Here is a 22,037-nt window from a genome sequence, read left to right as displayed (position 1 = left end):
TTCCACTCAAGTCTGGCCGGCGGCGTTGCCCGCCGGCGGGTTCATCATGCTGAAGTCGCGGTCGAAGCCGACCAGGTGCTGTCCGCCGTCCACCAGCAGCGTCGTGCCGGTGATCGAGCGGTTCTGCGCCGCGAACAGGACCGCCTGGGCAATGTCCTCGGGGTGGCTGGCATGGCCCAGCGGCGACATCGCATGGGTCTGCGCGAACTGCTGGGGCGTCTGTAGGTGGCTGATCATGGTCAGCCCCGGCGCCACGCCCACCACCCGCACCGCCGGCGCCAGCGCCTGGGCCAGCATGGTCGTGGCGGCTTCCAGGGCGGCCTTGCTCAGCGTGTACGAGAAGAAGTCCGGGTTGTAGTTCCAGAGCTTCTGGTCCAGCAGGTTGATCACCGCCCCGCGGGCATCCGGCCCGCGCCGCGCCACGTCGGCGGCCAGCGCGCGCGCCAGGATCACGGGCGCCACCAGGTTGGGAAGCAGGTGGGTCTGGAGCAGCCGGGTGTCGAACGAGGCGACGTCGTCGTATTCGAAGGTGGAGGCATTGTTGACCAGCGCGTCCACGCGTCCGAATCCTGTCCGGACGGCGGGGACCAGCGTTTCGGCGGCGGCCGGGTCGGCCAGGTCGCAGGCATGGGCCTCGGCGCGGACGCCCAGGGCGCGCAGGGCATCGCAGGTTTCCAGCGCGGCGTCGCGCGAGGTTGCATAGTGCACGGCCACGTCCCAGCCCGCGCGGGCGAAGGCCAGCGCGATTTCGCGGCCGATGCGGCGGGCGGCGCCGGTGACCAGGACGACGGGGCGGGAAGAGGAAGGGCGCGCTTCGCGCATGGCGAGTCGGGTCCGGAAAGGCGGCAAAACGGGGATTTTAGCAAGGAGCCGCCTGGCCGCGCTCTCCGCCCGGCCAGGGCCGGGGGAGCAGGCGGGTGGTTTACAGGTTCAGGTCCTCGGCCGCCTGATAGACGGACCAGGGCAGGTATTTGGCCAGGGTTTCCTGGGGTATGTCGGCCACGGGGAAGAAATAGTATTCGCCGCCCAGCAACCGGCCGCTGTCCGGTTGCGCATAGGCCGTCCGCTTGTAAGAGGCCAGCTTGCCCAGGTCGTACAGGCTCAGCTGAAAGCCCCTGCCGCCATCGACGGGCCGGCGGCCCGCGCCCTCGATGGGGTCTCGCAGCACGACGGCGTCGATGGGTACGGCGGGCTGGGACACGCGGCAGAAGCCGGTGCTGTCGGATAGATTGAACTCGTCGGCGAAAGTCTGGAAGTTGAATGCCTTGCCGTAGCGCTCGCGGATGACGGTGGCGAACGAGCTGTTGAGCTCGGCCGCGCTGGGCAGCCGCCAGGAGAACCGGGCGATCAGGTCTTCGCCGATGGCCGCCGACCATCCGGGCGGCATGTCGTCGGGCGAGCACGGATCGACGTAGGTGTTGCGCATCTCCCTGGGCAGGTCGAGATGGCCGGGCAGCCGGAATGCCTGGCTCTGCGCCGCGGGCATCATGGCATCCACCTGGTCGGTGGCCGTGCAGCGGCCAACCCAGGTGAGGCCGTGACGCAGATCGATGAGCTGGCGGCGGCTGCCCAGGTACCGAGGGCGCAGCTTTTCCAGGTTGATGGCGGAGGCTTCCAGCAACTGGTTCAGCCGCAGCACGGTCGCGGCGTTGACCTTCTTGCCGGTGAGCTTCTCGATCGACTCATGGGCATTGATCAGGTAGGCGTAGCACAGGGTGTTCCACTGCTGGAAGTAATCGAGCAGGTCGGTGTATTGCTTCTGCACCAGGGCGGAGTAATAGCGGCCCTTGCCCATGTACTCCATCCAGCGGGTGAGCACGCCGGCATCGAGGAATGAACGCAGGCCGACAAAGCGGTTGTAGGCTTCGACCAGTTGCGCGTCCCGGGCCACCAGGTCGTTGCAGTGCCTGAGCATGTCGGCCGAGTAGTCTTCCAGCGAAATCGCGCCGCGCTCGTAGTTGCCGGAGGTGCGGTTTATCGAGATGGAGATCGCGTCGAAGGCGTTGAATACGCTGCGCACTTCGTCGAAGCTGCGATTGAACTCTGCCTTGTCCAGCCGTTGCAGGATCTGCTGGATGTTGGCGGACAGGTCGCGCAACTGCGCCTTGATTTCCGCCAGGGTTTCCTTGACGGGGTCGGAGGAGGGGAAAAGCTGCTCCAGGATCAGGTCGCCCACGGTGCCGATGATGGGCACGCCGATGGCGCTCGCGCCTTTCTTGACGGCGAAGCCGAGGGCCCACTTGGCGGCCTTGGTCCAGTGGCGGTTGACCAGCTCCTTCAACTCGTCGGGGATGTTTTCGTCGATGAGGTCGTCGTACCGTGGCGTGCCGCCGCATTCGTCCGGCGCCCCGGCCGCCGATCGCGCGGAACGCCGGGCGCCGTAGCCGGACAGCGTGTCGTAGTTCGTGGCGAAGCCGTCGGCGATGCCTTGGGCCATGCCGTCGACGAGCGCGTCGAGGTAGCCTTGCAGCCCCAGGCCCGAAGCCTGGGCGCGGTGCGCGAGCCTGGCCTGGTCCAGCGCGCTGCCCGTCGGGCCGAGGTCCGACAGCAGGATCCAGGCGTCGACGCCGAAGAACTTCTTCATCACGAAATCGATGCCGGCCGGAGACAGGCGGGTGCGCTCGTAAAGCCTGGCCAGGACGGTCGGCAGGAGGTTGACGTCGATCACGGGCTGGATCTTCGTCCCGAAGTTGTATTCGAACCCGTACAGCCGCCCCTGGGCGGTGTCGGCCACGGCCACCAGGAAATTGCGGCCTTCCGCGGTGGACACGAATGTGCCCGCGGCATCGGTGGTACCGCTGTCCACCAGGATGTCGCGGACGTCGTAGACCTGTACCTGCACGCCGGCTTGCGGGGCATCGCCGATCATGACCGATACCGAGAAACTCTGGCCCGGCGTGGGCGCGGCCAGCAGGTCGGGGTCGATCGCCGGGGATTGGGGCAGCATGTCGAGGCCGTAGCGGTACTCGATCTGGTCGGCCACGATGGCGCCGCTGCCGCCGCAGCCGGACAGCCAAGCCAGCATGCCGCTCGCGGCGGCGGTGTTCAGGAAATGACGTCTATCCATGGGATCTGGTTCGTACGAGGGACGGATCAGCCTATCAGCGCCGCCGCAGGGGCGGGATCCCTACAAGTGGGTATTCGCAAGGCAGTCCGCCGGTTGCGGCGCGCAGTCATGGGAAAATGGCGGCATGAGCAAGCTTCCCGATCTCGACCCCGCGTCCAGCGCCCATTCCCGCCTGGTTGCCGACCATCTTGCCGCGCAGATACGCGGCGCCGGAGGCTGGCTGCCGTTCGATCGATGGATGGAGCAGGCCCTTTATGCGCCCGGCCTGGGCTACTACGCCGCCGGCAGCGCCAAGCTGGCCGAAGGGGGACGGCATCCGTCCGGGGATTTCGTGACCGCGCCCGAGCTGACGCCGCTGTTTGCGCAGACCTTGGCGCGCCAGGTGGCCGAGGTGCTCGAGGCCTGCGGCGGCATCGAGGTATTGGAGTTCGGCGCCGGCACCGGCGCCTTGGCGGCGGGGATGCTGGCGGCGCTGGACGAACTGGGCGTGGCGGCGCGCTACCGCATCGTGGAGGTCTCGGCCGACCTGCGCGATCGCCAGCGCGCCCGGCTGGCCGCCTACGGCGACCGTGTGGCATGGCTCGATGTGCTGCCAGCCGCCTTTACCGGCTGCGTGGTGGCCAACGAGGTGCTCGACGCCATGCCCGTGCGGCTGTTCCGCTGGACCGAAGGCGGCCTGGCGGAGCGCGGCGTGGCCCTGGACGAGAACGCGCGCTTCGTCTGGCGGGACCGCGCCGCGCCGGCCGACCTGGCCGAGGCCGTTTCATCGAGAATGCCGCCGCTGCCGGGCTACGTGTCCGAGATCAACCCGCGGGGCGAGGCCTTCGTGCGCGGCATGGGGGCGTGGCTGCGGGCGGGCGCGGCGCTGCTGATCGACTATGGCTTCTCGCGCGCCGAGTACTACCACCCGCAGCGCATGGAGGGCACGCTGATGTGCCACCTGCGGCACGTGGCGCACGCCGATCCGCTCGTCGCCGTGGGCGTGCAGGACATCACCGCCCACGTCGATTTCACCGCCATGGCCGAGGCGGCGGCCGAGGGCGGGCTGGAGGTGCTGGGCTATGCCTCGCAGGCCGGCTTCCTGATGAACGCCGGGTTGATGGAGCTGCTGTCGCGCTTGGATCCGGCGGACGCGGCCGCCTATGCGCAGGCGGTGGCGCCGGTGCAGAAACTGCTGTCGCCGGCCGAGATGGGCGAGCTGTTCAAGGTGCTGGCCGTGGGCCGCGGCCTGGACCGGCCGCTGTCGGGCTTCGGCCGGGGCGACCGCAGCCATACGCTCTAGAGCCCGTGCGGGCGCCTTTTAGCGTGAACAGGCCCTAGGAGGCGGTCGCCAGGCCCAGGCGGCGTGCCGTGTCCATGATGGCGCGCGCGCGGCGGATGAAGGGCGCGTCCACCATGCGGCCGTCCACCGTGAAGGCGCCCAGGCCGGCGCGCGCGGCGTCCTGCTCGGCCTGCAGTACCCGTGCCGCGTGCCGGATTTCCTCGTCCGTGGGCCGGAACGCCTCGTTGGCCATCGCCACCTGGCTGGGGTGGATGCAGCTCTTGCCCACGTAGCCCAGCCGCCGGGCCATGTGCGCCTCGGCCAGGTAGCCCGCGCGGTCGGCGATGTCGGCATAGGCGCCGTCGCAGGCCCAGACGCCGGCCCGGCCGGCGGCCAGCCGTATGGCCAGCAGGACGTGGTGCACGGCGGCGCTGTCGCGCCGGTCGACGCCCAGGTCTTCGAACAGGTCGCCCAGCCCGACCTGCAGGCCCGCCACGCGCGGATGGGAGCCGGCGAGTTCCGCGGCCCGAGCCAGGGCCTCGGGCGTCTCGATGTTGACCAGGATGCCGATCGGCCGGGCAATGCCCCGCGCGCGCTCGATCTCGTCCAGCCGCTGCGCCGTGGCCTGGATGGCTCGGGGGGATTCGGCCTTGGGCAGGTTGACCAGGTCCAGCGCCGGCAGCGCCACCGCGTCCAGGTCGGCGCCGAAATGCGGCGTATTCCAGGCATTGATGCGCACGACCATGCGCTTGCCGGTGCCGGCGGCCGACGACGCGAGAAAGGCAGCGACGGCCGCGCGCGCCTCGTGCTTGCGATCGGGCTGCACCGAGTCCTCCAGGTCGAAGGACAGCGCATCGGCGTCGCCGGCCAGGGCCTTGGCGAAAAGTTCGGGGCGGGAGCCGGGAACGAAGAGTTTGCTGCGCATGGCGGGTCTCTTGAAGGCGGGACCGTCAACGGTCCTCGTTTTCCTGGTGCACGGCGCCGTCCCGCACCAGTGCCTGGTAGCGCCCGTCGTCCACGCCCAGCGCGGCCAGCACCTCGCGGTTGTGCTGGCCGATGGCCGGAGCCGGTGTGCGGATCGCGCCGGGCGTGCCGCTCATGCGCGGCACCACGTGATGCATGGGGAAGGCGCCCATATCGGGATCGGGATAGTCGGCCAGGATCTCGCGGTCGACGAAGTGCGGATCGTCCACGATCTGCGAGATGTCGTAGATGGGGCCGATGGTGACCTGCGCCTCTTCGAAGAAGCGGACGTTCTCGGCTTGCGTGCGCCGTGCGATGAAGGCGCCGATGATGGCGTCGAGTTCCTCGGCGTGGCGCACGCGGTCGGCGTTGGTACGGTAGCGGGGATCCTCGACCAGGTCGGGCCGGCCGATGGAGACGAACAGGCGTTCGGCCATCTTCTGGGTCGAGGCCGACAGGCCCACGTACAGGCCGTCCTTGCAGCGATAGGCGTTGCGCGGACCGGAATTGGTGGACCGGCTGCCGGTGCGCGGCTTGATGCGTCCGGTCAGGCGGTAATTGGCGGCCTGCGGGCCCAGCACCGCGAACAGCGGGTCGAGCAGGGGCAGGTCGATCACCTGCCCTTGCCCGCCGTTGACCTCGACCTCGCGCAGCGCGATCAGCAGCCCCGCCACGCCGTACAGCCCGGCCACCGTGTCGGCCAGGTACATGGGCGGCAGCACCGGCTCGCGGTCGGCGAAACCGTTCATGGCGGCGAAGCCCGAGATGCCCTCGACCAGGGTGCCGAAGCCGGGGCGGCCGCGATAGGGGCCGGTCTGGCCCCAGCCCGAGATGCGCACCACGACCAGGCGCGGATTGCGCGCCAGCAGCACGTCGGGTGCGAGGCCCATGGCTTCCAGCACGCCGGGCTTGAAGCTCTCGACCAGCACCGCGGCCTTTTCCGCCAGCTCCAGCAGCAGCTCGCGCGCCGCCGGCTGGCGCAGGTCCAGGCCCAGGCTTTTCTTGTTGCGCGCGTACAGCTTCCAGTTGGTGTCCACGTCCTGGGTGCGCCAGGCGCGCAGCGTGTCGCCGTCCGGGCTTTCCACCTTGACCACGTCGGCGCCGAAGTCCGCCAGCACCTGGGTGAGCGTATTGCCCGCCACCAGCCGCGACAGGTCCAGGATGCGCACGTCCGACAGCGGGCCGCCGGCGTCGGGCTCGTAACCGCGTTGTTTCAACGATGCCATCACTCCGCCTTGATGTTCGCCTGCCGGGCGACGCGCCGCCATTGCTCGATGTCGCCCCGCAACTGGGCGCCGAATGCGTCCGGCGTCTTGGGGTCGGGCTCGGCGCCTTCGCGCAGCAGCAGGTCCTTGATCTCGTCCAGGCCCAGGATACGATTGATCTCGGTGTTCAGGCGAGCCACGACGGAGGCCGGCGTGCCGGCGGGAGCCAGGATGCCCCACCACAGGCCCGATTCGTAGCCCGGCGCGCCGTTGGCGGCCAGCGGCGCAAGCCCGGGCGCGACCGCCGAAGGCGTGGCGCTGGTCACGCCCAGCGCGCGTACCTTGCCCGCCTTCACGGTGGGCAGGATGGACGGTCCGCTGGCGATCAGCACCTGGATATGCCCGCCGATCAGGTCGTTGATGGCCGGCGCCATGCCCTTGTAGGGAACGTGCGTCATCTGCACGCCCGCCACCTGGGCGTACTGGTGGGTGGCGAAGTGATTGATGCTGCCCACGCCCGAGCTGGCGTAGTTCAGCTTGCCGGGCTGGTTTTTCGCCAACGCGAGCAGGTCCTGCGGCGTCTTGACCGGCAGTTCGTTGTTCACCGTCAGGATCATCGGCCCCTTGGCCACCATGGCGACCGGCGCGAACGCGTGCACCGCATCGAACGGCAGGCTGGTCTGGATGGCCGCATTGGTCGTATAGGTGGACGACACGAACAGCAGCGTGTAGCCGTCCGGCTGCGCGCGCGCCGCCAACCCCGCCCCCACGCTGCCGCCCGCGCCGGCCTTGTTGTCCACCACCACCGGCTGGCCCAGCGCATCGCCCAGGCGCTTGCCGATCGCACGGGCGAACACGTCATTGGAGCCGCCGGGCGGGTTGGGCACGATCAGCGTGATCGGGCGGGACGGGAAGGCTTCCTGGGCCAGGACCTGCGCCGGCCCGGCGCAGCAGGCCAGTGCCACGGCCAGGCAGGCGGCGCGGCGGCCGGGACGGCAAAGGAGCGAGACAGGGGCGGGCGGGACGATCTTCACGGGTGTCTCCAGTCATGGTTATCCGACGGATTCTAGACACTCGATAAACTACGAAAAGCGATTTTTCGTGATGCGTCAGTTTAGGAAATCTGATGAAACTGGAATTCCTGCAGACCCTTTGCGCCGTCCTGCGCCGGGGCACCTTCGCGGCCGCGGCCGAGGAAGTGAACCTGACTCCCGGCGCGGTCAGCCAGCACATCAAGTACCTGGAGCAGCATTTCGGGCAGCCTCTGTTCGACCGCGCGGCGCGCCAGGCGCGTCCGACGCCGTTCGCCCACGAACTCGCGGCGCTGGTCCAGGGCACGCTGGAGTCGCTGGAGGCCCTGCGCGCGCGGCGCCAGACCCGGGTGTCCGGCAAGGTCACGCTGGGAACCATAGACTCCATCCAGGCCACCTTGCTGCCCATGGCGATGAAAGTGCTGCAATCGGACTATCCCGAACTGGACGTGCACCTGGCCCGCGGCCGCTCGGAGCGGCTGCTGGGCGAACTGCGGGACGGCACCATCGATGCCGCGGTGCTGGTGCGGCCGCAGTCGGGCGGATCGAGCCGGCTGCACTGGCAGACGCTGATGCACGAGGCCATGGTGCTGGTGGCCCCGCCCGAGGCGCGCGGCGACACGGTCGAGCAATTGCTGCGCGGCCACGACTGGATACGTTTCGACAAGACTTCCACCGGTGGCCGCATCGCCGCGCAGTATGTGCGCCGGCTGCATCCGCGCATGAAAAGCCGCATCGACCTGCTGTCCAGCCACGCCATCATCGCGATGGTCTCGGCGGGGCTGGGCGTCTCCATCATTCCGCAGCCCTACGACCCGCTGCGCAAGGCCTACCGCTTCCGCGAACTGCCGCTGGGGCGCGGCGGGCCCCGTCGCCAGATCGCCTTCGTCTGCCGCCGCGCAGATGTCGACAGGCCGGCGCTGGCCGTGCTGCGCGCGGCGTTCGAACGGGTGGCGGTCCAGGCCAGGGACGCGGCGGCCGCCTAGACGGGATGCGGCAGCGCCTCGGGCGCCGGCAGGTAGCGCGGCTCTTCGCCCGCCGCATGCACCGGCCGGTAGCGCAGATGGCGGTCATGCCAGCGCGCGACCGTGCTGCGATGGGCGATGCTGACGACGGCCGCGCGCGGCAGGCGTTCGACCAGCAGGGCATACATGGCGGCCTCGGTTTCCTCGTCCAGCGCCGAGGTCGCCTCGTCCAGGAACAGGAAGTCGGGCCGTTGCAGGATGGCGCGGGCGAAGGCCAGACGCTGTTGTTCGCCCGGCGACAGCCGCATCCCCCAGTTGTCGCGCCGCTGCAGCTGGCCGGCCAGCCGCTCCAGCCGGCAGTCGCGCAGCAAGGCGGCCAGGGTGGCGTCGTCGTGGGTGCCCGGCGGCGAGGGGTAGTCCAGCGCGGCGGCAAGCGTGCCGCTGGGGACGTAGCTGCGCTGTGGCAGGAACAGGGTGCGCGCATCGGCGGGGCGTTCGATGGCGCCTCGGCCGTAGGGCCAGATGCCCGCCATGGCGCGGAACAGCACGCTCTTGCCCGCGCCCGACGGACCGGTCACCAGCAACCGTTCGCCCGGCCGCACGGTCATCGAGAACGGCTCGGTCAACGGCCGCCGCTCGTTCCGGCCGGGAAGGGCCAGCACCAGTCCGGCGGCGGTGATGGCGCCAGGCGCCGGCGTGCGGTCCCGTTCGAGCAGCGCGATGCCGCGCAGACCGTCGCGCGTCGCGTGCTCGGCCTCGGCCGCCCCCAGCGCGGACTGGAAGTCCAGCAGGCGGTTGGCGGCGGCCTGCCAGCCCACCAGCGAGGCATAGCCGTCCACGAACCACGACAGCGCGCCCTGCACCTGGCCGAACGCCGAGGCGATCTGCATCAGCACGCCCAGCGTGATGGCGCCGGAGAAATAATGCGGGGCGGCCACGATCAGCGGAAAGACGATCGCCACCTGCCCATAGCCGGAGTTCACGAACACCAGCCGGCGCGTGTAGATCATCAGCCAGCGCCAGTTCTCGCGAATGTGGTCGAAGGATGCGCGCAGTCCCGCGCGTTCGGCGGGCTCTCCGCCATACAGCGCGACGCCCTCGGCGTTCTCGCGCAGCCGCATCAGCGCGTAGCGGAAGTCGGCCTCGGTCTGTTCCTGGCGAAAGCTCAGGCCGATCAGCGGCTTGCCTATCTTGTGGGTCAGCCACGACCCCGCCACGGCATACAGCACGGCGAACCACACCATGTAGCCCGGTATGGCGACGGTCCGGCCGCCCAGCGCGAACACCAGCGGCCCCGATAGGGTCCACAGCAGCGTGACGAAGGACAGCAGCGTCACCACCGAGTTGAGCAGTCCCAGCGACAGCGTCAGGCTGGTGCTGGCCAGGGTGCGCAGGTCTTCGGCCAGGCGCTGGTCGGGGTTATCGGCGCCGTGCGACTGCTCCACCCGGTAGTAGGCCTGTCCCGAGGTCCAGCGCTGCAGCCATTCGCCGGTCAGCCAGGTGCGCCAGCGCATCTCCAGCATCATGGTGTAGAACTGCTTCATGATGGCGATGACGATGAATGCCGCCGCGATCGCGCAGAAGTGCGCCAGTTGCAGCTTGAACGCGGCGAAGTCGCGCGCTTCCAGGGCGTTGTAGAAGACGCGGTTCCAGTTGGTCAGCCAGACGTTGGCGGCCACCAGGGCCAGGTTCAGGCCGACGACCAGCGCCAGCAGGCCGAGCGCCGCCTTGCGGTCGTCGGACACCCAGTAGGGCTTGAGCAGCCGCCAGGTGGCGCCCAGGCGCAACTGGCCGCGGATGTCGCGGGGAGCGGGGCCGGTGTCTGCGGCCGGGTCGTCGGGGCGGGGCGGGGCGAGGGACATGGCGGACATCCACGTGGCAACGGTGCCACGTTAGCCACGCTGCCTTAAGTGCCGCTTAAGGCGGCCAGCCGGGCGGACCGCACGGCCTCGCGGATGCCGCCGGGCCGGTCCGCATGCCGGGCGGCGATGGCGCCGGCATCGACTCCCCTGACCGTGTCCCGCCACGCCGTCCATTGCGCCACGTCCACCGGCATCCGCCGTTGCGCGGCCGCCAGCAGTTGCTCGAAACGCTCGGGCTTGCGCAGGGCGTCCGCGCGTTCCAGCAGGGCCAGCACGCGTTCGGGGTCCCGGCCCGCGCGCGGCAGCTCGGCCAGGGCCAGTTGCAGCAGGCGCGCCATGTCGTTGCAGTCGTTCGAGGCGCGCAGCCGCTTGCCCAATCCGGCCGGGTCGGCGCTGTCGGAGCAGAGCAGCGCGTAGCGCGAGGCCAACGGCAGCCCCGCATCGGCGGCCTGGTCCAGCACGGCCAGCAGTCGGCCGTCCACCGCCAGGCCGGGCGCGACACGCGGCAGCGCGTCGGTGTCGGCCAGCACCTGCAGCATGCGGGAGGGCCGCTCCTGCATCAGGCCGCGCGACAGCTCGCGCCAGACACGTTCGGGCACCAGGGCATCGACCTCGCCCTCGGCCGCCATGCGGCGGCACAGTTCCAGGGTCTCGGGCGCCACCGCGAAGTCGTGGAAGCGCGCCGCGAAGCGGGCCAGCCGCAGGATGCGCACGGGGTCTTCGGCGAAGGCCGGGCCGACGTGGCGAAAGCGCCGGGCGCGCAGGTCGTCCCGGCCGCCGTAGGGATCGATCAGGCGGCCATCGGGGGCCTGGGCGATGGCGTTGATGGTCAGGTCGCGCCGGCCCAGATCGTCCTCCAGCGTGACCTCGGGGCCGGTGTGGAAGGTGAAGCCCTTGTAGCCGCGTCCCGACTTGCGCTCGGTGCGGGCCAGCGCGTATTCCTCCCGCGTGGCGGGATGCAGGAAGACGGGAAAATCGCCGCCCACGGGTACGAAGCCGCGGGCCGACATCTGGTCCGGCGTGGCGCCCACCACCACCCAGTCGCGGTCGCCCGCGGGCAGGCCCAGCAGCGCATCGCGTACCGCGCCGCCCACGACGAAGACCGCCAGTCCGTCGGTGGCCGGGTCGGGACCCGGCGCCGGCCGGGCGAGGTCAGCGTCGGCCATGGCGCATGCGGAACATGTCGAAGCGGGTGTGTTCGCCCTGCCCGAGGTAGTCGGGCGCCAGCGCCTCCAGCGAGCTGGGATGGATGCCCAGTTCCGGCGCCAGCGGCCCGTCCAGGACCGCGTCCCGCGTCAGGGTATCGAGATTGTCGCGCGTGATCAGCGGCGCGCCGGGCAGCATTTCCATGGCGGCGGCCTGCAGCTTGCCCAGGCCCATGGGCAGCGGCAGCACGCGGCGGGGATGGCCGCTCCAGGCGGCGGCCTTCTCGACCAGTTCCCGCAGCGTATAGGCTTGCGGTCCGGCCACGGCATAGGTCTTGCCGTAGGTACGGTGATCGCCCAGCGCGTTGACCATGGCCTCGGTCAGGTCGCCCACGTAGATGGGCTGCAGGCGCGCCGATGCGCCCGCCACCGGCAGCACCGGGAAGCAGCGCGCCAGCGCGGCGAAGGTATTGAGGAAGCGATCATCGGGTCCGAACACCACCGACGGCCGGAAGATGGTCAGCGCGCCCTCGGGCCAGGCATCGAACACACGGCGCACGGCGGCCTCGCCGTCGCCCTTGGAGCGCTGGTACATGCTGGCGCCGTGGGAATCGGCGCCCAGCGCGCTCATGTGCAGCATGCGGGTCACGCCATGCGCCACGCAGGCCCGGGCCAGGCGTTCCGGCAACTCGACGTGCAGCTTGCGGAAGGTCTTGCCGTAGGGCGTGCCGCGGTCGCCGTGCAGCGTGCCGACCAGGTTGATGACGGCGTCGCGCCCCTGCACCAGGCGGTTCAGCGTGGCGTCGTCGGACAGGTCGGCCAGGGCGATGTCCACCGTGGGCAGCGGCAGCAGGTGGCGGGCGCTCATGTAGCGGCGGGTCGGGACCAGCAGCTTGCGGCCCTGGGCCGCCAGGCGGGCGACCAGGTGGCTGCCGATGAAGCCCGAACCGCCTAGCACGAGTATGCGAGGGTAGATCATGGTCATGGCGTGCGCTTCCTCAGGGTATGGCGGTGGTCTCCACCGTCTGCGGGACGACCGTTCCCAGCCGGGCCTTGAGCGATTGCGGTTGTCCCGTGAACAGGGCCGCGTAGTACGTGGCGTTGGACAGCACCTTCTTGACGTAGTCGCGGGTCTCGGTGAAAGGAATGGTCTCGGCGAAGATCGCGCCTTCCACCGGGCCAGGCAGGGTGGCGCGCCAGGTATGGGGCCGCCGGGGACCGGCGTTGTAGCCGGCCGAGGCCAGCAGGGGGGAACCGCCCAGGTCGTCCAGCACGATGCGCAGGTAGCTGGTGCCCAGGGTCAGGTTGGTGTCCATGTCGTTGACCCGGTGCTGCGCGTAGTCGTTCATGCCGATGCGGCGCGCCACCCACTTGGCGGTGGCCGGCATCAGCTGCATCAGGCCGGAGGCGCCCACGCTGGAGCGGGCGTCCATGACGAAGCGCGACTCCTGGCGGATCAGGCCATACACCCAGGTCGCGTCCACGCCGATCTCGCGCGCCTTGTCCACCAACTGGTCGCGGAAGGGCGTCAGGAAGCGCAGGTTGAAGTCGTGCTGGTCGCGCGTGCGCTCGGCGGTGTTCACCGCGCGGTCGTACAGGTTCTCGCGATGCGCGAGCTGGGCGGCGGCCAGCAGTTGCCGGTCGTTCATGCCGCGCAGCGCGTAGTTCCATTCGCGCACCGCTTCCGTGCGCCAGCCCAGGCGGAACAGCGCGACCGCGCGTTGCAGGCCCGGGTTGTACTGCGCCTTGGCCAGCTCGTCCGGGGTGATCGGCGCCGTGGACGTGGGGATGGTGGTGGCGATGCCCAGTTCCTCGGCGGCCAGCTGGCCGTAGAAGTTGAATTGCCCGGCGATGCTGCGGTAGCCGGCCTGGCCTTCCTGCACGGCGCCCAGCGCGACCAGGCCGCGCGAATGCCAGTAGATCCAGGTGGGGTCCTCGCGCATGGCGGGCGGCATTTGCTCGATGTAGCGGTTCAGCGTGCGCCAGTCCACGGGCTGCTGGCGCAGCACCATGCGCGCGCGCCAGCCCTGGTTGTATTCGGTCAGCCTGCCGCCTTCGCCCGCGCGATACCAGGCGACGGCGACCGGGTCGAGCTTGAACGAGGCCTGCAGCGCGAACTGGTTGCGCACCCAGTTGGCGTCGTCGGCCGGCAACTGCCTGGCCCAGCTGCGCTCGAAATAGTCGTAGCCCACCTGCAGATCGTTGCGCGCCAGGCGGCTCAGCGCGGTCACCACCAGCTCGCGGCCGGCGCGGTCGCGCGGCAGCGTGTTCTGCCGCACCAGCCAGATCATGGGCTGGTCCAACAGGCCGTTCAGTGTCTTCTGCTGGGCCGGATCGAACACGTAGCGCGCCATGCGCCGGGCATTGGCCAGCGAGTTGGTCTCCAGCATGTTGCGCATCTGCGTGGCGAAGTCGTTCCACTGCATGACGCCGTCGGCCTGGAGCCGATCGTACAGCGACCAGCAGCTGTCGCCCGGTTCGAACTTGGACATGGCCAGTTGGGCCGTGACCCGTTCGCCGCGCGCGTGCATGGCCAGTAGCACCGCACAGTCCACCTGCGGCGTGTTCACCGTGGTGTCGGCCAGCGTGCGCACGGTGGCGTAGTCGGCCTGCTTGGCGGCGGCCAGCAGCCATTCGCCGCGCAGCCGCTCGGCCAGGTAGGTGCCGCGATGGGCGGCCACGAAGTCGTTCAGCTCGGATTCGGGCAGCGGCTTGCGCGGATCGTTCAGCTGTTGCCGCAGCAGCCAGTACTGCGGATAGGCGGCCAGCACATGGCCTTCCAGGCGCGGGATCAGCGAACGGACGATGTCCCAGTTGCCCGTCTGCACCGCGGTCCGCGCCGCCAGCAGGGCGTCGTCGGACCCGGGTGCCGAGACCTGCGCGCAGGCGCTGCCCATGGCGGCGCTTGCCAGCACGGCGGCAAGTGCTGTAATGCGAATTCTGTTGAGGAGAGCTGAATAGGCCATGGCAGCAAGAATAGCATCGGGTAAACCCAGGGAGGCCACCGCCGCCGCCCTGCGTCCACGCCTGCGCGCCCTGCGCGCGGCCATGAGCGCCACCGAACGCGCCGCGGCCGACGCCCGCATCGTCGGCCTCCTGCAAGGCAGGATACACGACTACCTGGCCGCCGCCCCAAGGAGCGGCAGGCGCGTGGTGCTGTCGGCATTCTGGCCCATCGGCGACGAACCCGACCTGCGCCCCGCCTTGCAGGCCTGGGCCCGCGACGACCGGCTGGAACTGACCCTACCCGTCATCTTGACCAAGGCCGCTCCCCTGGAGTTCCGCGCCTGGACGCCCGATGCCACGATGGCCCCCGGCGCCTACGGCATCCCCGAACCCCGGTCCACCCCGGCCCGCACCCCCGACATCGTCCTGGTCCCGACCCTGGGCTACACCGTCGACGGCGACCGCATCGGCTACGGCGGCGGCTACTACGACCGCACCCTGGCCGCCCTGCGCCAGGGCGGCCACGCGACCCTGGCCCTGGGCATCGCCTACGCCTGCGGCCGCCTGGCCCCCGACGTGCACGTACCCGAGCCGCACGACATGCGGCTCGACGCCATCATCACCGAAGAAGGTTGTATTCCCGGCCCCCACACCACCGACCAGGGCGCCACACCCGCTACACCATAAGACGCCGCAGGTTGTTTCCGGCCTTGGGGCGCGGGGCGCTGTGAGACGCATTCGGAGCCGCCGGAGTTGGCGCGGTCGGCGGGGAAGCAAGGGCGTGCATGTCTGAGCGCGGCAGTAGGGACAGTCCGGGGGACTGTCCCCGCGCGAGTTCACGCCCGCCCCGCCGACCGCGCCAACTCCGGGAAGTCCCGGCAAAGCCGGGACCGGCTACGCTGCGCCTCACAGCGCCCCGCGCCCCAAGGCCGGAAACAACCGTCTAAAGAACTCGAACGACCGTCACCGCTCCAACTCTTCCCAAACAGCCTGCGTAGCATCCGCCTGGTTCATCGTATAGAAATGCAACCCCGGCGCCCCCCCATCCAGCAACGTCTGGCAAAGCTCCACCACCACATCGTGCCCGAACGCCCGGATCGAAGCCCGGTCATCCCCGTACGACGCCAGCCGCAACCGTATCCATCGCGGAATCTCCGCCCCGCACATATCCGAGAACCGCGCCAGCTGCGTGTAATTCGTGATCGGCATGATCCCCGGCACGATAGGCGCCAGCACCCCCTTCGCCGTCGCCCGGTCCACGAAATCGAAATACGCATCCGCATTGAAGAAATACTGCGTGATCGCGCTGTTCGCCCCCGCCCGCATCTTCTCCACGAACCGGTCCAGGTCCGCCTCCGGCCCCTGGGCCTGCGGATGCATCTCCGGATACGCCGCCACCTCGATATGGAACCAGTCACCCGTTTCCTTGCGGATGAAATCCACCAGGTCCCGCGCATAGCGCAGCTCGCCCATGTCGCCCATGCCCGACGGCATGTCCCCGCGCAGGGCCACCAGCCGCCGGATCCCGGCCTGCCGGTACGTATGGAGAATCTCGCGCAGGCTCTCGGGCGTCGAACCTATGCACGACAGGTGCGGGGCGGTCTCGTAGCCCAGCTTCTGCAGCATCGATACCGCCAGCATCGTGCCGTCGCGGGTCGAGCCGCCCGCGCCGAAGGTCACGCTGGCGAAATGGGGATGCAGACCTTGCAATTGCTTGGCCGTGCGGACCAGCCTTTCCTGCGCCGGGGTGTCGCGCGGCGGGAAGAATTCCAGGCTGAAGACCGGCGCGGCGTCAGCCGGCGCCGCGTCGGGAAAGACGGATGAACTCACTTGCGGGCAACCTGTAGGAAGAGGGTCAGTTGGGCACGATGGCCGACAACAGGCCCGAGATCAGACTGTAGAGCAGCGCGCCGATGACCGCCCACCAGAATCCGTTGACCTGGAAGCCCTTCAGGATCGAGCCCGCGAACCAGAACAGCAGCGCGTTCAGCACGATCAGGAACAGGCCCAGCGTGACGACCGTGATCGGCAGCGTGAGCAGCACCAGGACCGGCTTGACCAGCGAATTGAGCAGGCCCAGGACCAGCGCCGCGATCAGCGCCGAGCCGAAGCTCGCCACGGTGATGCCGGGCAGCAGATAGGCCACGACCAGCAGTGCCACGGCGTTGAGCAACCAGACGAGTAACAGGGTCATCGCGAACTCCTTGCCAAGGGGAAAAGGGGGCGTCCGGGGCGCGGCGGCCCCGGAAGGGGAACGATCAGTAGCGGTAGTGCTCGGGCTTGTAGGGGCCCTCGACCGGTACGTTGATGTAGGCGGCCTGGTCGGCGCGCAGTTGCGTGAGCTGCGCGCCCAGCTTCTTCAGGTGCAGGCGCGCGACCTTCTCGTCCAGGTGCTTGGGCAGCACGTAGACCTGCCCCTTGGCGTACTTCTCGTTGCGGGTCCAGAGCTCGATCTGGGCGATGGTCTGGTTGGCGAACGAGGACGACATCACGAACGAGGGATGGCCGGTGGCGCAGCCCAGGTTCACCAGCCGGCCCTGCGCCAGCAGGATGATGCGCTTGCCGGAGGGCAGGATGATGTGGTCGACCTGCGGCTTGATCTCTTCCCACTTGTATTGCTTGAGCGAGGCGACGTCGATCTCGTTGTCGAAGTGGCCGATGTTGCAGACGATGGCCTCGTCCTTCATCGCGACCAGGTGCTCGTGCGTGATGACGTGGTAGTTGCCGGTGGCCGTGACGAAGATGTCGGCCTTGTCGGCCGCGTAGTCCATGGTCACGACCTTGTAGCCTTCCATGGCGGCCTGCAGCGCGCAGATGGGATCGACTTCCGTCACCCAGACCTGGGCCCGCAGCGCGGCCAGCGCCTGGGCGCAGCCCTTGCCCACGTCGCCGTAGCCGCACACCACCGCGACCTTGCCCGCGACCATGACGTCGGTGGCGCGCTTGATGCCGTCCACCAGCGACTCGCGGCAGCCGTACAGGTTGTCGAACTTGGACTTGGTGACCGAGTCGTTGACGTTGATCGCGGCGAAGGCCAGCTCGCCCTTCTTGGACATCTGGTAGAGACGGTGCACGCCGGTCGTGGTTTCCTCGGTCACTCCCTTGATCTGGGCGAGACGGGTGGAGTACCACTTCGGATCGCGCTTGAGGGTGTTGCGGATCGAGTCGAACAGCGCGACTTCCTCGTCGCTGCCGGGCTTGGCCAGCACGGTGGCGTCCTGTTCGGCGCGGGTGCCCAGGTGCAGCAGCAGCGTGGCGTCGCCGCCGTCGTCCAGGATCATGTTGGCGTGGGTGCCGGCCGGCCATTCGAAGATCTGGTGAGTGTATTCCCAGTAGTCGGCCAGCGACTCGCCCTTGATCGCGAACACCGGCGTGCCCGAGGCGGCGATGGCCGCGGCGGCGTGGTCCTGGGTCGAGAAGATGTTGCACGAGGCCCAGCGCACGTCGGCGCCGAGGGCCTTGAGCGTCTCGATCAGCACGGCGGTCTGGATGGTCATGTGCAGGCTGCCGGCGATGCGGGCGCCCTTGAGCGGCTGGGTGGCGGCGAATTCCTCGCGGATCGCCATCAGGCCGGGCATTTCGGTTTCGGCGATGCTGATCTCGCGGCGGCCCCAGTTGGCCAGTGCGATGTCGGCGATGCGGTAGTCGGGGGTCTGGGCGTTGGGTACAGCGTTCATGGGGACTCCAAAGTGCTTGCCCTTTGACGCCGCGGCGTGAGCCGGGAAGGCTCGCCGCATGGCCTGCAAGGGGCAGGATGTGGGGCGAGCGCCGTTGCCGTGGACCGGCGCCGCCTGGGGCCGCCGCCGATCCGTTACCTGAGCCTGGCGGCCTGGCGTGGTGCCGGTCGTCGCAACGCTCCTCAGGTGGCAAGCATTGTAGCGGGTTCCCGCGCTGCCGGCATGACAGGCGGGGGCGCGGGACGCGGCCATCCGGTATCAGAATGTCGCGGGGGCCAGGTCCGGATTGCGCTTGAGCTCGGCCAGCAGATAGTCGGCCAGCGCGCGGCAGCGCAGGGGGATATGGTCGCGCTGGGGCAGGTAGAGATGGACGTCGACCTGGCGCGAGACATAGCCGATGGACAAGGGGAGCAGCCTGCCCGCGCGAATGTGCGGTGCCGCGTAGTAGCTGGCGATCTGGCCGATGCCCGCGCCGTGCAGCACCGCGCGGTGCTGGCTTTCGGCGTCCTGCACCGACAGGGCGCCCTCGGGATTGAGCGTGACGATGTCGCCGCCCGACTGGAAGGTCCACGGCCAGAGCCGGCCCGTGCGCGGATGGCGCAGCAGCACGCAGCGGTGGTCCCGCAGGTCGTCCACGTGGCCCGGCACGCCCCATTCGTCCAGGTAGGCCGGCGAGGCGCACAGCACGTGGTTGAAGGTTCCGGCCTTGCGGGCGACCAGCGAGCTGCTGGGAAGCTCGCCGCCGATGATGCCCACGTCCACCCCGTGTTCGACCACGTCCGGCAACTGGTTCAGGGTCAGCATGTCGACCCGGACCTGGGGGTAACGGTCCATGAAGCGCCCCATCAGCGGCGCGACGAGTTCAAAGCTGATGGCATAGGGCAGCGCCAGCCTGACCGTGCCCACCATCTGCTCGGTGCGGTCGCGCAGGACGTCGAGTCCGCCCTGGATGGTTTCCATGCCGGCGCGGCAGCGCTCATGGAAGGCCCGGCCTTCCTCGGTCAGGTTGATGCTGCGGGTGGTGCGGTAGAACAGGCGCACGCCCACCTGCTGCTCGAGCTGCCGGATCTGGGCGCTGACGGCCTGCGGCGTCACGCCCAGCGTGCGGGCCGCCTTGCTGAAGCTGCCCGCTTCCGCCGCCCGGGCGAACGTGACGATGAGCCGCAAGTGGTCCATATTTGCAAATGCAGCTTGAAAGTGATTCAAGCGATTATCCACTACACGATAAATATCGACCACCCTAGACTGCGTCTGCATCGAACGCCTTCGGGGAGATGAATATGGATGGCAAGCGCAAGGACGGCATGCGGCCGGGCCGGCGGGCGGGATTGCGCGCCGGGGCCGGGCTGGCCGCCTGTTGGCTCGCGGGTGGAGGCCTGCTGCCCCGGCCCGCGCTGGCCCAGGGGTTTCCCGCCAGGCCGGTGACGCTGGTCGTGCCCTTTCCGCCCGGGGGCGGGGTGGACCCCATCGCGCGGCTGCTGAGCGAGAAGCTGGGCAAGGCCTGGGGGCAGCCGGTGGTGGTCAGCAACCGCCCCGGCGGCGGCAGCAGCATAGGTACCGGCATCGTCGCCCGCGCCGAACCCGACGGCTACACCCTGCTGGTCACCGCCAACACCTTCGCCATGGCTCCTCACGTCCTGCCCCGGAACCTGGGCTACAGCTTCGACGTGCAGCGGGACTTCACGCCCATCGCGATGATTTCCTCCACGCCCATGCTGCTGCTGGCGCATCCCGGCCTGGGCGTGAAGAACGCCCGCGAGCTGGCCGAGCTGGCCCGGACCGGGCCGCCCCTGGCCTACGCGACCTCCGGCAACGGGTCGCCCATGCACATCGCCGGCGAGCTGTTCAACCGCGCCGCCGGCCTGTCGCTGCTGCATTCCCCTTACCGGGGCGTGGGGCCAGCGCTGAACGACGCGCTGGGCGGGCAGGTCAAGCTCATCTATCTCGGCTACGGCGGCGCCAAGCCCTACATCGAGAGCGGACGGCTGGTGCCGCTGGCGGTCGTGGACGAGCGCCGCAGCCCGCTGATCCCCGACCTGCCCACGATGGCGGAGCAGGGCTTCCCGGGCGTGTTCGTGAACATCTGGTTCGGCGTCTACGGTCCGGCGGGGATGGCGCCCGCGCTGGCCGACTCGTTGAACGCGCAGATCAACGCGGCCCTGCGCGAGCCGGATGCCGTGGAGCACTTCAAGCAGCGCGGCGAACTGGTGGTGGGCGGGCCGCGCGAGGTGCTGGCCAAGGCCACGCGCGACGACTACGAGCGCTACGGCGAGATCGTCAAACGCTTCAAGATCCAGGCGGATTGAGCCATGTCCGCGCCCAACTTCCTGATCTTCATCACCGACCAGCACCGGGCCGACCACCTGGGCTGCTATGGCAATCCCGTGCTGCGCACGCCCCACATCGACGCGCTGGCCTCGACGGGCGTCCGCGCCGAGCGTTTCTACGCCGCCAGCACGACCTGCATGTCGAACCGCGCGACGCTGATGACGGGGCGCCTGCCGTCGGTGCACGGTGTCGTCCACAACGGCATCAACCTGTCGCTGGACCAGACCACCTTCGTGGAACTGCTGCGGGACGCGGGCTATGCCACCGCGCTGATCGGCAAGTCGCACCTGCAATGTTTCGGCTACGACCATCCCGACAAACGAGCCTGGCGTCCCGTCGAGGGACGCCGGTCGCCCGCCGAAGGCCTGCGCGACGCCACCAAGCGGCCGCGCATGGGCGAAGGCTACGACAACGAATGGACGCCGGACTGGAAGGCGGGGCGGCGCCGGCGCGTCGACACGCCCTACTACGGCTTCGATCACGTCGAACTGTGCACGCTGCACGGCGACCAGGTGCAGGGCGACTATGCCCGCTGGCTGGCCGGGCGCCATCCGGATCCGGACAGCCTTCGCGGACGGGACCATGCGCTGCCCGCCCAGGGGTACGGGGCGCCCCAGGCCTGGCGCACGCGCCTGCCGGAATCGCTCTATCCTTCGTCCTACATCGGCGAGCGGGCCTGCGGCTGGCTGGAGTCCCTGGCCGCGCAAGCCGGGCCGAAGGCACCGTTTTTCCTGATGTGTTCTTTTCCCGATCCACACCATCCCTTCACGCCGCCAGGCAGGTTCTGGGATATGTACGATCCGGCCGGCGTGCCGCTACCGGCGTCGTTCCATGCACCCGGCGCTTCGCCGCTGGTGCGGAGCGTGCACGATTACGGCCGCGGCGGCGGCACGCGCGAGGGCTATACCGCCTTCCCCGTCTCGGAACGCGAGTGCCGCGAGATCACGGCCCTGACCTACGGCATGATCGGCCTGATCGACGAGCAGGTCGGCCGCGTGATGGCGACGCTGGACCGCCTGGGCATGCGCGAGGACACGATCGTCATCTTCACCAGCGATCACGGCGACATGATGGGGGACCACGGCGTGATGCTGAAGGGGCCCATGCACTATCAGGGCGTGGTCAGGGTGCCTTTCATCTGGAGCGACCCCGCGCTGCCGGAAACCCGGCGCGGAACGGTCTGCGAGGCGCCGGCCGGGACCCTGGACATCGCCGGGACCGTGCTCGACCGGGCGGGCATCGCCGCCTACAACGGCATGCAGGGCCTGAGCCTGCGCGAGGCGCTGGAGCGCGGCGCCCCGCTGCCGCGGCCGGGCGTGCTGGTCGAGAACGAGCCGGTCATGTTCCAGTTCGGACGTCCGCGGCGCTTCCGCCTGCGCACGCTGTTGACCGGGCAGTGGCGGATCACGCAGTCGGACGACCGGGCGCTGTGCGAACTCTATGACCTGGAAAAGGATCCGCTGGAGCTGCGCAATCTTTGGGACGATCCGGGCGCGGCAAGCCGGCGCGCCGAACTGACCGATCTCCTGCTGGCCGCCATGATCGAGCATGCCGACGCATCGCCGCTGCCCGCCGGGGTTGCGTAAA

General features: G+C 69.6%; 18 protein-coding genes and 1 riboswitch. Of the genes, 5 read left to right on the top strand and 13 right to left on the bottom strand.

Going from position 1 to position 22,037, the window contains the following annotated elements:
* Nucleotides 1-6: 6 nt before the first annotated feature.
* Complete coding sequence (locus R4823_RS26085; protein WP_132979551.1) at nucleotides 7-822, bottom strand: SDR family oxidoreductase; 816 nt, start codon at nucleotides 820-822, stop codon at nucleotides 7-9.
* Between the two features lie 100 nt (nucleotides 823-922).
* Nucleotides 923-3,067, bottom strand: a complete 2,145-nt coding sequence (locus R4823_RS26080) for a hypothetical protein (RefSeq protein WP_132979552.1) — start codon at nucleotides 3,065-3,067, stop codon at nucleotides 923-925.
* A gap of 124 nt (nucleotides 3,068-3,191) precedes the next feature.
* Between R4823_RS26080 and R4823_RS26075 the strand changes: the two genes are divergently transcribed.
* Nucleotides 3,192-4,349 carry an SAM-dependent methyltransferase gene (locus tag R4823_RS26075; RefSeq protein WP_132979553.1) on the top strand — a complete coding sequence of 386 codons (1,158 nt, stop codon included), beginning with the start codon at nucleotides 3,192-3,194 and terminating at the stop codon, nucleotides 4,347-4,349.
* A 34-nt stretch (nucleotides 4,350-4,383) separates the two neighbouring features.
* Here R4823_RS26075 and R4823_RS26070 read toward each other — a convergent pair whose 3' ends face one another.
* From R4823_RS26070 to R4823_RS26060, 3 genes are read right to left on the bottom strand one after another with little or no spacing between them, the layout of a single operon-like run.
* Complete coding sequence (locus R4823_RS26070) at nucleotides 4,384-5,253, bottom strand: CoA ester lyase (RefSeq protein ID WP_338616640.1); 870 nt, start codon at nucleotides 5,251-5,253, stop codon at nucleotides 4,384-4,386.
* Nucleotides 5,254-5,278: 25 nt separating this feature from the next.
* On the bottom strand, nucleotides 5,279-6,517 hold the full coding sequence (locus R4823_RS26065) for a CoA transferase (protein ID WP_243724482.1): 1,239 nt from the start codon (nucleotides 6,515-6,517) through the stop codon (nucleotides 5,279-5,281).
* Nucleotides 6,517-7,530 carry a tripartite tricarboxylate transporter substrate binding protein gene (locus R4823_RS26060; RefSeq protein ID WP_254914592.1) on the bottom strand — a complete coding sequence of 338 codons (1,014 nt, stop codon included), beginning with the start codon at nucleotides 7,528-7,530 and terminating at the stop codon, nucleotides 6,517-6,519. Before R4823_RS26060 ends, R4823_RS26065 begins: the two co-directional genes overlap by 1 nt.
* A 92-nt stretch (nucleotides 7,531-7,622) precedes the next feature.
* Between R4823_RS26060 and R4823_RS26055 the strand changes: the two genes are divergently transcribed.
* The gene (locus tag R4823_RS26055) at nucleotides 7,623-8,513 is read left to right on the top strand and encodes a LysR family transcriptional regulator (protein WP_087838723.1); all 891 of its coding nucleotides are present in this window, start codon (nucleotides 7,623-7,625) and stop codon (nucleotides 8,511-8,513) included.
* On the opposite strand, the gene R4823_RS26050 is transcribed toward R4823_RS26055, so the two are convergent.
* From R4823_RS26050 to R4823_RS26035, 4 genes are read right to left on the bottom strand one after another with little or no spacing between them, the layout of a single operon-like run.
* Nucleotides 8,510-10,354, bottom strand: coding sequence for an ABC transporter ATP-binding protein/permease (locus tag R4823_RS26050; RefSeq protein ID WP_338616637.1), 1,845 nt, complete (start codon nucleotides 10,352-10,354; stop codon nucleotides 8,510-8,512). The genes R4823_RS26055 and R4823_RS26050 overlap by 4 nt on opposite strands.
* Before the next feature lie 44 nt (nucleotides 10,355-10,398).
* Nucleotides 10,399-11,520 (bottom strand): CCA tRNA nucleotidyltransferase, encoded by a 1,122-nt coding sequence (locus R4823_RS26045; RefSeq protein ID WP_338616635.1) that lies wholly within the window; start codon nucleotides 11,518-11,520, stop codon nucleotides 10,399-10,401.
* Nucleotides 11,507-12,484, bottom strand: coding sequence for a complex I NDUFA9 subunit family protein (locus tag R4823_RS26040; RefSeq protein ID WP_338616633.1), 978 nt, complete (start codon nucleotides 12,482-12,484; stop codon nucleotides 11,507-11,509). The genes R4823_RS26045 and R4823_RS26040 overlap by 14 nt, the downstream gene beginning before the upstream one ends.
* 13 nt (nucleotides 12,485-12,497) lie before the next feature.
* Nucleotides 12,498-14,414: a transglycosylase SLT domain-containing protein gene (locus tag R4823_RS26035; RefSeq protein ID WP_338616632.1), complete on the bottom strand. Its 1,917-nt coding sequence runs from the start codon at nucleotides 14,412-14,414 to the stop codon at nucleotides 12,498-12,500.
* A gap of 49 nt (nucleotides 14,415-14,463) precedes the next feature.
* Here R4823_RS26035 and R4823_RS26030 point away from each other — a divergent pair, with 49 nt between their 5' ends.
* Nucleotides 14,464-15,132: a 5-formyltetrahydrofolate cyclo-ligase gene (locus R4823_RS26030; protein WP_132979555.1), complete on the top strand. Its 669-nt coding sequence runs from the start codon at nucleotides 14,464-14,466 to the stop codon at nucleotides 15,130-15,132.
* 276 nt (nucleotides 15,133-15,408) lie between these two features.
* On the opposite strand, the gene metF is transcribed toward R4823_RS26030, so the two are convergent.
* The 4 genes from metF to R4823_RS26010 form a co-directional block, all read right to left on the bottom strand.
* Nucleotides 15,409-16,275 (bottom strand): methylenetetrahydrofolate reductase [NAD(P)H], encoded by an 867-nt coding sequence (gene metF / locus R4823_RS26025; protein WP_087838716.1) that lies wholly within the window; start codon nucleotides 16,273-16,275, stop codon nucleotides 15,409-15,411.
* A 25-nt stretch (nucleotides 16,276-16,300) separates the two neighbouring features.
* Nucleotides 16,301-16,639 (bottom strand): phage holin family protein, encoded by a 339-nt coding sequence (locus tag R4823_RS26020; protein ID WP_087838715.1) that lies wholly within the window; start codon nucleotides 16,637-16,639, stop codon nucleotides 16,301-16,303.
* A 64-nt stretch (nucleotides 16,640-16,703) separates the two neighbouring features.
* A complete protein-coding gene (gene ahcY, locus R4823_RS26015; RefSeq protein WP_087838713.1) occupies nucleotides 16,704-18,122 on the bottom strand; it encodes an adenosylhomocysteinase in 1,419 nt (472 codons plus the stop codon).
* A gap of 79 nt (nucleotides 18,123-18,201) precedes the next feature.
* A riboswitch (S-adenosyl-L-homocysteine riboswitch) is annotated at nucleotides 18,202-18,312 on the bottom strand.
* A 68-nt stretch (nucleotides 18,313-18,380) separates the two neighbouring features.
* Nucleotides 18,381-19,298 (bottom strand): LysR family transcriptional regulator, encoded by a 918-nt coding sequence (locus tag R4823_RS26010; RefSeq protein WP_165963126.1) that lies wholly within the window; start codon nucleotides 19,296-19,298, stop codon nucleotides 18,381-18,383.
* Between the two features lie 104 nt (nucleotides 19,299-19,402).
* On the opposite strand from R4823_RS26010, the gene R4823_RS26005 reads away from it, so the two are divergent.
* Together R4823_RS26005 and R4823_RS26000 are read left to right on the top strand one after the other, a co-directional pair.
* Nucleotides 19,403-20,428: a tripartite tricarboxylate transporter substrate binding protein gene (locus R4823_RS26005; RefSeq protein ID WP_338616627.1), complete on the top strand. Its 1,026-nt coding sequence runs from the start codon at nucleotides 19,403-19,405 to the stop codon at nucleotides 20,426-20,428.
* Nucleotides 20,429-20,431: 3 nt separating this feature from the next.
* The gene (locus R4823_RS26000; RefSeq protein WP_338616626.1) at nucleotides 20,432-22,036 is read left to right on the top strand and encodes a sulfatase-like hydrolase/transferase; all 1,605 of its coding nucleotides are present in this window, start codon (nucleotides 20,432-20,434) and stop codon (nucleotides 22,034-22,036) included.
* The last annotated feature ends 1 nt before the right edge of the window (nucleotide 22,037 follow it).

Source organism: Pigmentiphaga sp. CHJ604 (assembly GCF_036972535.1).
Classification (GTDB): domain Bacteria; phylum Pseudomonadota; class Gammaproteobacteria; order Burkholderiales; family Burkholderiaceae_B; genus Pigmentiphaga; species Pigmentiphaga daeguensis.
Note: the sequence above shows the minus strand (reverse complement) of the source record. Positions and strands in the feature narration are given on the sequence as shown.